Here is a 12,329-nt window from a genome sequence, read left to right as displayed (position 1 = left end):
TGCGTTTGTGCATGCAGTAGTGATATGCGTTGAGCCTCAATAAACACATGGGGTTGGGGCTTAACGATCGAAATACTGCAGCACAATCGGCGTATGTCAGAGCTGTTCGCCCTGACATACACAATTAGCCCCGATCAAAACGTTGGCAGGTTTTCGAGGTTGTCCCGCTTCTTGCTGTTTGCGTCAGTGGAAAGGTAAATCTCTTCCACCACATGCACATCGGCCCCTTTCTCCGACTCCCCTTTTCCATTGCTAACCCACGTAGAGAACGTTGCTTTTTTCAAACGGATCAGATCGGCAACAAACCCCCTTGGCACGGCGCGTTTAGTGCCGAAAGCCTTTGGGAGATTTTCGCTTACCAGGACGTAGTCAATATGTTTTTTGTCGGCGTTGTATCGAACTGCAGTGATGCAAAAGTCAGTCATGGTCAATCCTCGCTGTCATGGCAAAGTGCCTTTGATGAAGTGGGGAGCTGACTTGAGTTTTGCAAGTGGGTGCATTGGAAGAAATTATAAAGCCCCTGAGCCTACAACGGCTGCGGAGCTTTTTTTCGTTGCTGATGGGTTCAGTTCGAAGGGCGGGGATGATACCAATCAGCACGATTTAGAGCGGTTTCAAGATGTCTCGTGCGCTCTAACTCGTTGATTTAATTGCGCCACAAGCAACATCAGGGCGCTGGAAGGATCGCATCGTAATGTTTGCGAAACAAAACAGTGCCGAAAGCCAGAAGATGTCGACAACTGATTTGATAAAAGCTGCGCGAGAGCATGGTAGGAAGCACTCTCCCTACACGGCGAAGTAAGTAGGAAAAGAATCATGAATTACGATGGCTGAATTGCCCCTAGTTTCCTGGGCTCATTCGAAGGTCTGCATTTGGCCGATATCTGCCTGTGGCGAAGGGCAGTTCCCGGCCATTATCTGCCGGTCAGCACCGGCCAATAACGGATGCTCAGAAACGTCTCAAGGACGAAGGCGATTCAGTAAGTATTAGCTCTGACGTCAGGCTGCTTGAATGCGAAGCGTCACGCGCAAATGCTTTGTTGGCGGTTCGCTTAATGATTAGAAACAACAAGCCGTAATCATATAATTAGCGAGCCTGTCATGCTATCACTAAACATTTTTATTCTTCCATCTTGAGAAATTTTTATAGCCAAGCCATTTTCTGCTAATAAAGCGGCCACGGTTTCCCCAGTACCTTTGACGCCTTTTACGGGTTATTTTGAAATATCAATATGGGAACCATATGAAACAAGATCGCCCTGCCTTGTAAAAACAGTAGCACCGTCACTGGAAAGTATGCGCAACAAAGTCTGAGTGTGTTTTTCATTCATTATAGACAACGGCTTTCTCGTAAAGCTATTATCAGATAACAACAACAAACCAACAGCATCCATATTAATAGGAATCCAAATAATTGAGCTCAGGCGTCGCCGAGAAAGATAAAGAATATAGTACAAAAGACTTTGAACAAATGGCTCATCCACTCCCAGGGAGGCTCGAACTACTTCTGCAATTTTATTCAAGTCGCGGACACGCCACCCATTTTCTTTGTAGTTAAACTCCACGCCTTCGGATCCGACAATCGAAAACTCTGACTGGCTTGTAACCCTGAACAAAACATCACTGCCTTTAATAGTTTTACTAAGAGTGTAATCATCAACAAAGGAGCCAAGTGATTGACGAGAAGAATCAACCACAAATAAATTTGAAATTTTCAACTGTTGATTGGCAACAAAAAAAGAGGTCTGCCCGTCAGCCAGATACCAAAATCTTTTGTCGAGTTGATTAATTGGAGATAAAGTGCTTCCACCTGCCAATGGATAAAGGTCACCCTGACGTTCTTGATCACTCTTCTTCGAAAATGCATGCAAGGACCTTGTGAGCACTAACCCCGTAGTAAAACCTCTACCTTCAAACTGCGTTGTTGATAATTGACCAAATAACCTGATGAGGTATTGAATATATCTATGATCAAAACTACCCTTGCTAAAATGTTTCGCAATAGTAAGCTCAATCAAGTCATCACCAAACTGTTGCGGCTTCACAATTAATTTCTTTATTGTTGCACTGCTCAAGGTTAATGCTAGAGCAGCTTCAAAGTTATTAAGCAGCTTTTCTAAACCTGAAAAATATGCGCCGGTCAAAATCAACGAGAACGCAGCTCTAACCTCTTTCTCGTGGAGAATACGACCCAACAGTATTACAGTCTTCCCGTCATCTACAACATAAACACCGCGATTGACATTATCGAGAATGTCTATGCCATGGTGCATTTTGACGCCAACAATCGGGCGCGAGTCGAATCTGACTACACAGCCAAAAAAACTACGCACTGCTCCTAGTAAGTAGGGAAGCACAATTTTTTCATATTTTTTCATATTTTTTATAGTCTGAAAAATCTGCAAAATTTATCATCGGGCTATCGACGGCTCCAACTTAAGCATCATAGTGTATTCAAGAAGCTAATGGTTTAAGATAAGGAGTCAAAACACATGTAACCGCCAGCATATCCAAAATAAACAAAATTTGAAATGCAATGAATGAGACTGGAACTACATATGGTATAGCATAAATAGTAACCGCGCGAATTCGTTGGTACACTCTAGAGATGCCAGTTATATGATAGTCATCCTTCATTTCAAGTGAGGCTAGCGAAAAATCAACCCGTGTATGATTTTCAGAGTCAGTAGATATGAGATTATATCGATCATGAAATTTTTCGAGCGGAATGCTTATACCGCTCGACTTTGACTGCTTTATTTCTGTCCTGAGCTCCCTAATCAATTCTTTTATCTTGTCTCCACACTCATTTAACGTTTGAGAGCGGACCTCATATCTAGCAGTAGAATTTATGACCGAATAAACCAGAACTGCAACTGCGAGAAAAATCTGCAGCATGTTTAAAACCTTCGAGCTGAATGCAATAGTCACTTCCGAATTCTGCACCAAGGGTATAAAAATCAAACCTAACGACAGCATGGTCGTGGTGAAGAACGAAAAATTACTCTGCCTTTTCAAGCGCACAGAAGCATTGAATCTGCATCTAGCAGTCACGCGCATGCTGTTCAAAAGTTTCTCTGCGGGATCATCTATATTTTTTTCAATAGGGCCCAAGCTAAAGACCCATGAGAGAATAGCAGCACTCGCACTTTTAACGCTTTTTAAACACATGAAAATCTTCTTTATTGGATTAATCGATTGTGAGTTATTAGTTACGCTTATGCGTGAAACGCTCCTTCCCGTCTAAAGCAAATATAACACAGCCACACTTGCGATCAATATCAAAAAGCTACTAGCGCTGCCTTTAATGCAAGAATTACCGAGTTGCGGAACTTCGCCTTCGCTTTCTTGAAGGAATAAAAACCGCGCAAACCTTAGATCTAAGCGGTTTTTAAAAGGGGAAACCGAGGTCGGAATAGAGCCGGGGTAGGCGGTTTACATTTACAGGATCTGCATCACGAGTGATTGTGAACATACGGTTCTTTGTGTTCTGATTTTGAATTGATGAGGCTTTTTCTTTGCCATCATCCTGTCTACTCCAGCGAAGGACATTTAGTCGATTGATGGATTGAGAGGGCGGCATCTGGTCGATTTCTGCCTATCAATAAGGGCAGCTAGGGGGCGATTGCTGTCTGTCGGGAGGTGCTGAAGTCGATTCAAAACATTCATCCTCGATGAAAAATATAGTTTTAACATTAGTTGAAGGCTAATGGGTGATCGCCTGGTATTCGAGAGGCAGTCCAAATGTCTCGCGCAAATACTCGATGTATTTGATCTCCTCTGCGCTTGCCACGGTTGAGCCTACTACAACTAATTTCGCGGCACGCTGATGACCAGGCCAGTATGAATACTCCAATACTTGACCCAATGCCTGTCGAATACAAGCCCTTGCAGTGGATGCGGTCTTTATTTCATAAAACCAATAGTTCTCTCCTTGTTTAACTACAAGGTCTATGCTGAGCCCGTTTGCATATATTTCGGTGCCGACGTTTTCCTCTCCATATATATTTGAAAGCTCGCGATACAAATTGATCTGATAATCGTTATGCCTTAGTCGAATATCCAGCTCTTTTTGAGTTAGCAGTCCTGAAGTTACTGATAGCTTTTTTGTGCAGCCCGCACTGAACCTAAAATCGAACAACTTCTCTTTGATAGCTGCACGGGGGTTAACGCCCTCCGTGAACAAATAGATGGGGAGCAGCCGATCAAAGGTTTCCAATATCAGGTCATAATCAATTTTGTTTTTCTCCAATCTCCCTCCAAGAAATATAAAAACACCTTCTCTTACTCGCTCTTGAGGAATAGACGAAGGCATATACTCAGTGCTTCGGCCATCACCTTCGTAGTGCCACATTCGCAAGTCTGAAAAATCCTCGCAATATTCGTTAAGATACTCATTGAATAACGCTATTTTGGGGGGCAGTATCTCTATGCTCGGAAGGGACTGGCTGCACTCTAGGGAGAACGCGACCCCGTATCTGAGGAAGTTTCCCTCAACACCGAGGTTAAATTGAAGTTCTTTCCTGCCTCCATAATGCCATCCCCACTCTTCAAATACAGTCCTTTGATCGAACAGTTGATTAGATGAAAGCCTCGAAAGGTTGTTTATTTTTTTTCGAATATTCTGTAGCTTGCCAACCCCATATAATTTTGACTTTTTGTTAATTTCCGCCGCTACATATCCTAAAAAATGCATCAAAGAGCTCCCTGTAGGTGATTGATCCGAACTGAGTCAGTTCTTAAATGAGCAGGCCAAGACATGTCTTTAAACGAACAAGCATGACATGCCCTAGGAATCGAAATATGCACAAAAACTATTGCCGAGCAATCATAATAGCAGGCTATCGTTTCGCCAGTAGCGATGTCCATTGAACCTCTAGCTGATTGCTGCTTTTCACGGAAGGCTGACAACGAGCCGCGCCTGCCATTTTGTGGATGCATCATTGGAATTATTAGGCGTTTTTGGTGATAAGGACTTTAAGTTGGATAACTGTTAGCCAAGGCCTTGAGCGATGGAGTATTCTATGGCAATTAGAGCACACCATTGCAATATCAGTGATTTTGGTTTTTTGTGAGGCCTGCATCTCGCTGACAGGTACTATATGGTGAGCTTCGATGTAATCACTACCTCTTTTACCATAGACCTTTTCAAAGTCAAAGTTACAAGCCTCGCAGGCAAGGCGCTTATTTGATTTCTTATAAGCCTCCTTCGCTAACTTGACTAGAGCTGCATTCCGTTCGCGAGCTGTATGTTTCCTTTCAACTAATTTCCCCTCAGGAAAACCTTCTTGGGAAATTTTATTGTTTTTGAAATCTGCGCCCTCTAGGGATAGGCTCCAAAATTTTCTTTTTTTATTGAATGGTGATACGCCTAAATTACTGCAATATTTAAGATATTTGTTTTCTAGCCTGTCGCTCTGAGTTAACTGTCCAAGTACTTTAGTGATGGCTGGATTCGTTTCTTTTCCGTCTTTCTTCCGCTGAATGTGAGCGTGAATTGTATTTTTTTTATAGCCGATATAGCGACTTGGAGAAAATCGATGCTCATTATCAATCTCGTATGCGATAAAGCAACTGCCCTTTCGAATCAATTCTGAACAGAATAACTGCTCTTCATCGCTGCCTTCACAAAGGTAGTCTTCGAAAAGCTGTAAGTTTTCTTCGATTTCAGCTATAGACGTCACAACAGCCATAATTCGCTCTCAAGATGGAACGGGACATTTGGTGGCACAACCGCGGCGTTCATATGGAAGTCGGCAACAAGATTTGACGCGCGAATTAAAGCTACCAATTTGCCACTAGTCTGTCCATCGACTGCTATTGGCCGGAAGCAGCCCTTAACACGCAAGAGCTGTTTCCAACCAAAAATTGCAACACACATAAAAATCGCCCCCCCTCCCCCCTCGACCAAAAAACTATCCCCAACCAAAAACCGTTTTCCTACTGCACATACCCGCTGTTTCTAGTCCCATGCACCTGAGCCCATCTCAGGTAAAGCACCATGCCCACCCGCCAAGCCCTCATCCGCATACCGCTTAATGTGGTGCTGCCACTCGCCTTTATATCCATAACCACATTCACCCAAGCCCAAACCTGGGTAATCACCGACCAATCACACCCCATCACCTCCCCCGGCCCAGCCCGAATCATTCTTTTAGACCAGCAACAACACCTCGAGTCCAAGCTGTCCCGCGCCCTCCCCTCAGACCCACACCAAGCCGCCGCGATCATCCAAAGCCGCCTCAACACTGCCTCCGGCAAACGCTTACAAACCGATCTCGCCAAAGCCCAGCAAGATCTAACCGATGCCTGGAGCCTAGGCATCACCAAGATCCCTGCCGTCGTTGTTGACCGCCGCTACGTCGTCTACGGCGAGCCGGATGTCGCCAAAGCTTTGGTCCTCATCAACAACGCCAAAGGCCAACCACAATGAACCGCTGCCTGCTCCGCCCGCTATCGCTAGCTCTGATCTGTAGCCTGCCCTTCAGCGCCTCTGCATCGATCACTTCAGCAACGATCATTACCTCGTCGTTGTCGCCTCAGTGCCTTGAGTACAAGGTGGTTGGTGGTTGGCATTTGCTATTGGCTGCTGTGCACGGCGATGGGCTGCAAGGTGAAGACGTCGACCAAAGTGCGGCATTACGTGCCGGATGCGGTGGTGTCGGCGTATTCCAATACCGGGGCTAACCCGTGGGTTGAGATGTCGCCTTTGGGAACGCCGACTCCGTTGTCTCAGGCGGGCAATGACGCTACGACCAATCATGTTGCCGAGAACGCGGCGCTCAAGTTCAAAGAGGCAGATGTAATCGGGCACCCGGGCGGTGCTGTGCTCAGTGAGTTCGCCAGTGCGTCGGGGTATGCCTGCCAAGACGCGACGGCGCCGTGGATGCCGTATTTCTTGAGCACGCTTGATCCTATTGCCTGGCGGTACGGGATCCCGGAGGCGGTTTATCCAGAAGCGCTGATACCCGGTCGACGTGAAATCGGCACCATGGTCGCCGCGGATCTGTAGGGCAACGTTTACCCCCGCAGTGGGTTTCTGCAGCAAACCAATGATTACAAGACCGGGGCAGTCATCGCACAGCGCGCCGGTGACATCACTACGCGTACCGGGCAAGTCCATGTCTATCTGCCAATGCAAGCTTCTGCGTGCGACGGCTATTGGCCTGCAGGTGAGCTTATCGAGGGCGATGTCTCTACCGGCAAGTGGCAGGAACTGACGCCGACGCTCAGTCAATCGTGTGCCGTATTCCCGCATTCAACACCACAGGTTCAGGCCGAGGACGGTGGTTACGCCTGGGCGCCGTGGCGTCCATACGCCTGCTGTCAACGTCGTGGCCAGACCTTCCTGGGGAGCACGGACTTTTAATGAACATCCAGACCAACAGCGATCGGAGCATGTCATGAAAATCACTCCCTGGCTGATCAGAACCCTTTACAGCCTCTGCAGCGCGACAGCCTGGTGTGCTAACCCTATCAACGCTTCGTCCTCTGGCAGCGTGTTCGGGGATGAGGTGCTATACAGCATCGGAGGCGGCAGCGGGGTCGCTATGGGCAGTGCTGGCAACATGCAGAGCATTCAGGTGGGTGGCGGCTGGAACAACAATCTGGTCTGCGGAAACATGAGCATGATCAACACCCTCGAAAACCAGTAGAACGGGGCCTCACCCCTCTTCGCCCTCATGATCACGCGCGGCTGTATAAAAAATTATGATTGGGGTTGAGGCAAAGTCATGGCCAGTAGGGGCTCGGCTCAAAACACGCTCAACGAACCGCAGCATCTATTGATATACGAACATTCCTACTTAAAAAGGAACGACATCCGACAGACACTTCGTATTTTGATCAAATGGCACCGCCAGTGGGCTGCTGCAGATTGACATCCCCCCGGCGCGAAACTACTTTTCGCCTTAAGACGGCTGCATGTCTACCAAGATAGGATTAGGTTTTACTGATGTTAAGGCGCTTCTAGCCAAATCGCAGGCACAAAAAAGCCGGTAGACCCTGAGGTGCGTACCGGCTGTTTTGATGTTGCATATGGTGGGTCGTGTGGGATTCGAACCTACGACCAATTGGTTAAAAGCCAACTGCTCTACCAACTGAGCTAACGACCCGCTTCGTTGTGGTGCGTATAATACTGATTTTTAACGAGAATTCAACACCTTGTTAAAAATAAATGTGAAATAAATTAAAAGTAACGTGTTGGGTCCGAAACACCGGCCGCTTGAAAGCCTTCTGCACGCAGGCGGCAGCTGTCGCATTTGCCGCAGGCTTGGCCTTGGGCGTCGGCCTGGTAGCAGGATACGGTGAGTGAATAATCCACGCCCAGTTTGATTCCCGCCTGGACGATCTGCGCCTTGCTCATGTTTTGCAGTGGCGCTTTGATGCGAAAGCCCTGCCCCTCTACACCGGCCTTTGTCGCCAGGTTGGCCATGACTTCAAAGGCTTCTACGAACTCCGGACGGCAGTCCGGGTAGCCGGAATAGTCCACGGCATTGACGCCAATGAAGATGTCCCGCGCCTGCAGCACTTCTGCCCAGCCCAAGGCCAGTGACAGGAATACGGTGTTACGAGCCGGCACGTAGGTTACCGGGATACCTTCACTGGGTGCTTCGGGTACATCAATAGAGCTGTCGGTCAGGGCTGAGCCGCCAATACCGTCCAGGTTCAAGCCAATGACTTTGTGCTCAACCGCGCCCAGGTCGCGGGCAACACGTGCTGCGGCGTCGAGCTCGGCACGATGGCGCTGGCCGTAATCAAAGCTCATGGTGTAGCAGCGGTAACCTTCAGCGCGCGCCATGGCCACGACGGTGGCCGAGTCGAGGCCGCCGGACAGCAAAATTACCGCTCTTTTTTCAGTGACAGCAGTGTGTTCAGTCATTTCAGCGCCCCGGCTCGTCATTCCAAAGATATTTATGCAGTTGCATTTGCAAACGCACAGGCAAGTTGTCCGCGACAATCCAGTCGGCCAGATCTCGGGCCGGCAGGTCGTGATGACTCGGCGAAAACAGCACTTCACCGGCGCGTCGCTCCAAGCCGTATTCAATCAGCTTGGACACTGCCCAGTCGTAGTCCTCGCGCGAGCAGATCACGAACTTGACCTGGTCATGCGGCGTCAACAACGCGATGTTTTCGTAGAGGTTGCGATGGGACTCTTTAGAGCCTGGCGTTTTCAGATCGAGCACACGACTGACGCGTGGGTCGACAGCCGAAATATCCAGCGCACCACTGGTCTCGATAGAGACGTCGTAACCCGCGTCGCAAAGCTGTTTAAGCAATGGAATGGCATTAGGCTGCGCCAAGGGCTCGCCACCCGTCACGCACACGTAGCGCGGACGAAAATCGGCCACTTGCTCAAGAATGCTGTCGAGGGAGCGCACGGTGCCGCCACTGAAGGCGTAGGCACTGTCGCAATACTGGCAGCGCAATGGGCAGCCCGTTAGACGTACAAAAACGGTGGGCAGGCCAGCCGTTCGCGTTTCACCCTGCAAAGAGTAAAAAACTTCGGTAATTCTCAATGTGTCTTGCATATCCGCCACGGGCGTAACAGCTAAACAGGCTGTCCGCCTCCGTCAGGCACTCTAAAGAATCTGCACTCGCAGGACTCAGAAGAGCGTATTTCATAAAAGGGCGTGGATTCTAACGAAAAAACCCGCGACAAGCGCGGGTTTCTCGATGAAAGCTTCGTATGGCTTACATGCGCTGCAAATCGCGCTGGGCCAACTGTGCCGCCGACGTGCCAGGATACTGTGCAACAACCTGTTGCAAGATGCCTTTTACTTTGTCGGTATGGCCCAGACGGCGCTCTACGTCAGCCAGCTTGTAGAGCGAATCCGGCACTTTGGCGTGCTTGGGATATAGCTGGCTCACTTTGGCGAAGGCCTGACCAGCACCTTGCAGGTCGCCTTTGGCCAAGCTCACTTCACCCAACCAGTACTGAGCATTGCCCGCGTATTGGCTGTTTGGGTATTTGCGCAGAAAGGCCGCAAAGGCCTGACTGGCTTTGTCGAAATCCTTGGCTTTGATCAAGTCGAAAGCAGCATCGTAGTAGAGCTTTTCTTTCGCTGGATCACCCGGTTCCGAGCTGGCAGCAGCCTGAAGTGCAGGCGCTGCGGTATTACCGGCGGCGGCAGCACCACCGGCAGCAGAATTATCAGGTGCGGCAGCTGCAGGAGCGCCCGTACCAATACGCCGATCAAGTTCCTGGTATCGCTCCAGGCTTTCTTGCTTCATGCGTGAAATATCATTTTGCAAAACTTCGATCACACCCTGTTGGCGTGAGATCTGATCCTGCATTTGTTGCAACTGGTTGAACAGCTCGCCCTGTGCCGAGACAGGGGTCGAAACCCCTCCCCCGGCATAGGCGCCGCTCGCACCATAACCCGGTGATGGATAACTCCCCCCGCTATTGCCAGAGTTGTCATCGACCACAGGAACCGCAGCCCATGCCGCTAGCGGCATGAGGCTGAGAGTCAGAATAGTTACAGCACGGCGGCACGTTCGCATGACGAATTACTTACGCAGTTCGACGCGACGGTTCTGAGCCCACGACTGTTCGTCGTTGCCAGTAGCAACTGGACGCTCTTTACCGTAGGACACCAGCTCCAGTTGTGCTGGAGAAACACCTTGCAGTACCAGGTAGCGTTGAACGGCTTTCGCACGACGCTCGCCCAGTGCCATGTTGTACTCACGAGTACCACGGGCGTCAGTGTTACCTTCCAGAACGACGCGAGCGCCGCTAGCTTTCAGGTCTTTAGCGTGAACGTCCAGAGCGCGCATTGCTTCTGGTTTCAGGTCCGAAGAATCATATTCGAAGTAGAAAACAGTAATGGCACGCAGAGCAGCTTCTTCGCTCAGGGAGCCATCAACAGCGCCTGTGTTTGCGCCGTAACCAGCGTTTGGATCAACAGCAGCGCCTTCACCGGCATTGTCGCCGCCTTTGGACGAGCAACCTACAGCTACAGCCATGGCCAGTGCCAGCGCAGCGAATTTACCAAACTTCAGCATTTCCATCGTAAAACTCCTAATGAACCCCAAGTGTTATGTGCAACTTGAATCTATCACCACGTCAGTTCAGGTAAGGGGACCAGGAAGGTTCTCTGACTTCGCCTTGAGCGGTAGGAAGAGGGAGCCTTACGCGTCCATTGATGGACACGAGCATCAAGACTCCCCGGCCCTGCTGGCGGGTGGCGTAGATTACCATGGTGCCGTTGGGCGCAACAGTAGCTGACTCATCAAGGTTAGTATCTGTGAGGATTTTTACACTTCCTCTTTCCAAATCTTGAGCCGCAACACGGAAATTGGTAAATCCGTCCTGACGGTGAATCATGACCAAGGTCTTTTCATCCGCCGACAGCTTAGGGTTGGCGTTGTAGTTACCGATAAAGGTCACGCGCTGCGCTGCACCACTACCGATCGTGGTTTTGTAGACTTGTGGCTTGCCGCCACGGTCAGACGTGAAGTAGATGGTCGAACCATCTTTGCCCCAGAACGGCTCGGTGTTGATGCCAGGACCGTTGGTCACGCGGGTGATCTGGCGCGAGGCCATGTTCATCACGTAGATGTCCGGGTTGCCGTCTTTAGACAGTACAAACGCCAGCTTCGAACCATCTGGCGACCAGGCTGGCGCACCGTTCAGGCCTTCAAAGTTGGTGACTTGCTCACGGTGGCCGGTATCGATGTTCTGAACGAAGATGCGCGGACGTTTCTGCTCGAAAGATACATAAGCGATGCGCTTGCCATCCGGTGCAAAGCGTGGCGACAGGATCGGCTCGCGCGATTGCAGCAGGGTCACCGCACGCGCGCCATCGTAGTCGGAGCGCTGCAGGGTGTAGCGAGTGTTGTTGACACTGGCACGCTCGGCCGTCACGTAGAGCAGACGGGTTGAAAATGCACCTCTGATGCCGGTCAGTTTTTCAAACGACTGGTCAGAAATATAGTGCGCCATGTCGCGCAGTTGCTCAGTGGTGCCCGACACGCTGCCGGTCAACACCGGCTGCTCGGTCGACACGTTGAACAAGGCATATTGCACCTGCAGGCGACCGCCCGCTGGCACGATATTGCCGACCATCACGTACTGTGCGCCCAGCGCCTTCCAGTCACGGAAGATGACTTCGCTGGCCTGGGTCGGCTGGCTGATCATGTTCTGCTTTGGAATCGGTGAGTAGTAACCCGAGTTACGCAGGTCGTTACCCACAATTTCAGCGATGTCGTCAGGCAGGACGGTACCGCCCTGCCAGCCGAATGGCACAACTGCAATAGGTGTTGCCCGGTCGCTACCGCTGGTAACCAGGATGTTCTTTTCTTCAGCTACAGCCATCCCTGCCATG

At 49.9% G+C, this 12,329-nt stretch carries 11 protein-coding genes, 1 tRNA gene and 2 pseudogenes; 3 read left to right on the top strand and 11 right to left on the bottom strand.

From position 1 onward, the window contains the following. Nucleotides 1–134 precede the first annotated feature (134 nt). From QMX84_RS04325 to QMX84_RS04305, 5 genes are all read right to left on the bottom strand, one after another. Entirely contained in the window at nucleotides 135–425 is a 291-nt protein-coding gene (locus QMX84_RS04325) for a DUF3892 domain-containing protein (protein WP_282363255.1), read from the bottom strand. Between the two features lie 789 nt (nucleotides 426–1,214). Further along, on the bottom strand, nucleotides 1,215–2,378 hold the full coding sequence (locus QMX84_RS04320) for a hypothetical protein (RefSeq protein WP_282363254.1): 1,164 nt from the start codon (nucleotides 2,376–2,378) through the stop codon (nucleotides 1,215–1,217). A gap of 76 nt (nucleotides 2,379–2,454) precedes the next feature. Continuing rightward, nucleotides 2,455–3,171: an SLATT domain-containing protein gene (locus QMX84_RS04315; RefSeq protein WP_282363253.1), complete on the bottom strand. Its 717-nt coding sequence runs from the start codon at nucleotides 3,169–3,171 to the stop codon at nucleotides 2,455–2,457. A gap of 535 nt (nucleotides 3,172–3,706) precedes the next feature. Continuing rightward, on the bottom strand, nucleotides 3,707–4,696 hold the full coding sequence (locus tag QMX84_RS04310) for a hypothetical protein (protein ID WP_282363252.1): 990 nt from the start codon (nucleotides 4,694–4,696) through the stop codon (nucleotides 3,707–3,709). A 256-nt stretch (nucleotides 4,697–4,952) separates the two neighbouring features. Beyond that, nucleotides 4,953–5,693: an HNH endonuclease gene (locus QMX84_RS04305; RefSeq protein ID WP_282363251.1), complete on the bottom strand. Its 741-nt coding sequence runs from the start codon at nucleotides 5,691–5,693 to the stop codon at nucleotides 4,953–4,955. Nucleotides 5,694–6,001: 308 nt separating this feature from the next. Between QMX84_RS04305 and QMX84_RS04300 the strand changes: the two genes are divergently transcribed. From QMX84_RS04300 to QMX84_RS04290, 3 genes and pseudogenes are all read left to right on the top strand, one after another. Next, nucleotides 6,002–6,433 carry a TIGR03757 family integrating conjugative element protein gene (locus tag QMX84_RS04300; RefSeq protein WP_282363250.1) on the top strand — a complete coding sequence of 144 codons (432 nt, stop codon included), beginning with the start codon at nucleotides 6,002–6,004 and terminating at the stop codon, nucleotides 6,431–6,433. Beyond that, nucleotides 6,430–7,369, top strand: a pseudogene (locus QMX84_RS04295) (TIGR03756 family integrating conjugative element protein). Before QMX84_RS04300 ends, QMX84_RS04295 begins: the two are co-directional and overlap by 4 nt. Nucleotides 7,370–7,403: 34 nt before the next feature. Next, a pseudogene (locus QMX84_RS04290) lies at nucleotides 7,404–7,652 on the top strand (integrating conjugative element protein); the annotation flags it as partial. Between the two features lie 386 nt (nucleotides 7,653–8,038). Here QMX84_RS04290 and QMX84_RS04285 read toward each other — a convergent pair. The 6 genes from QMX84_RS04285 to tolB all read right to left on the bottom strand — a co-directional run bounded on the left by QMX84_RS04285 (nucleotide 8,039) and on the right by tolB (nucleotide 12,328). After that, nucleotides 8,039–8,114, bottom strand: a tRNA-Lys gene (locus tag QMX84_RS04285). A 74-nt stretch (nucleotides 8,115–8,188) separates the two neighbouring features. Next, nucleotides 8,189–8,881, bottom strand: coding sequence for a 7-cyano-7-deazaguanine synthase QueC (queC, locus tag QMX84_RS04280; RefSeq protein ID WP_262126521.1), 693 nt, complete (start codon nucleotides 8,879–8,881; stop codon nucleotides 8,189–8,191). Nucleotide 8,882: 1 nt separating this feature from the next. Beyond that, a complete protein-coding gene (queE, locus tag QMX84_RS04275; protein WP_153334977.1) occupies nucleotides 8,883–9,530 on the bottom strand; it encodes a 7-carboxy-7-deazaguanine synthase QueE in 648 nt (215 codons plus the stop codon). A gap of 163 nt (nucleotides 9,531–9,693) precedes the next feature. Then, nucleotides 9,694–10,506, bottom strand: coding sequence for a tol-pal system protein YbgF (gene ybgF, locus QMX84_RS04270; protein WP_282363249.1), 813 nt, complete (start codon nucleotides 10,504–10,506; stop codon nucleotides 9,694–9,696). A 6-nt stretch (nucleotides 10,507–10,512) separates the two neighbouring features. Continuing rightward, complete coding sequence (gene pal, locus QMX84_RS04265; RefSeq protein WP_048370547.1) at nucleotides 10,513–11,013, bottom strand: peptidoglycan-associated lipoprotein Pal; 501 nt, start codon at nucleotides 11,011–11,013, stop codon at nucleotides 10,513–10,515. A 55-nt stretch (nucleotides 11,014–11,068) separates the two neighbouring features. Next, the gene (gene tolB / locus QMX84_RS04260) at nucleotides 11,069–12,328 is read right to left on the bottom strand and encodes a Tol-Pal system beta propeller repeat protein TolB (protein WP_194286902.1); all 1,260 of its coding nucleotides are present in this window, start codon (nucleotides 12,326–12,328) and stop codon (nucleotides 11,069–11,071) included. Between the last annotated feature and the right edge of the window lies 1 nt (nucleotide 12,329).

This window comes from Pseudomonas sp. PS01297 (genome assembly GCF_029959305.1).
GTDB lineage: Bacteria > Pseudomonadota > Gammaproteobacteria > Pseudomonadales > Pseudomonadaceae > Aquipseudomonas > Aquipseudomonas helleri.
Note: the sequence above shows the minus strand (reverse complement) of the source record. Positions and strands in the feature narration are given on the sequence as shown.

Bases quoted from the DNA above. Each gene is read 5' to 3' on its own strand.
- QMX84_RS04325 (WP_282363255.1), bottom strand. From the start codon at position 425: ATGACTGACTTTTGCATCACTGCAGTTCGATACAACGCCGACAAAAAA.
- QMX84_RS04320 (WP_282363254.1), bottom strand. From the start codon at position 2,378: ATGAAAAAATATGAAAAAATTGTGCTTCCCTACTTACTAGGAGCAGTG.
- QMX84_RS04315 (WP_282363253.1), bottom strand. From the start codon at position 3,171: ATGTGTTTAAAAAGCGTTAAAAGTGCGAGTGCTGCTATTCTCTCATGG.
- QMX84_RS04310 (WP_282363252.1), bottom strand. From the start codon at position 4,696: ATGCATTTTTTAGGATATGTAGCGGCGGAAATTAACAAAAAGTCAAAA.
- QMX84_RS04305 (WP_282363251.1), bottom strand. From the start codon at position 5,693: ATGGCTGTTGTGACGTCTATAGCTGAAATCGAAGAAAACTTACAGCTT.
- QMX84_RS04300 (WP_282363250.1), top strand. From the start codon at position 6,002: ATGCCCACCCGCCAAGCCCTCATCCGCATACCGCTTAATGTGGTGCTG.
- queC (WP_262126521.1), bottom strand. From the start codon at position 8,881: ATGACTGAACACACTGCTGTCACTGAAAAAAGAGCGGTAATTTTGCTG.
- queE (WP_153334977.1), bottom strand. From the start codon at position 9,530: ATGCAAGACACATTGAGAATTACCGAAGTTTTTTACTCTTTGCAGGGT.
- ybgF (WP_282363249.1), bottom strand. From the start codon at position 10,506: ATGCGAACGTGCCGCCGTGCTGTAACTATTCTGACTCTCAGCCTCATG.
- pal (WP_048370547.1), bottom strand. From the start codon at position 11,013: ATGGAAATGCTGAAGTTTGGTAAATTCGCTGCGCTGGCACTGGCCATG.
- tolB (WP_194286902.1), bottom strand. From the start codon at position 12,328: ATGGCAGGGATGGCTGTAGCTGAAGAAAAGAACATCCTGGTTACCAGC.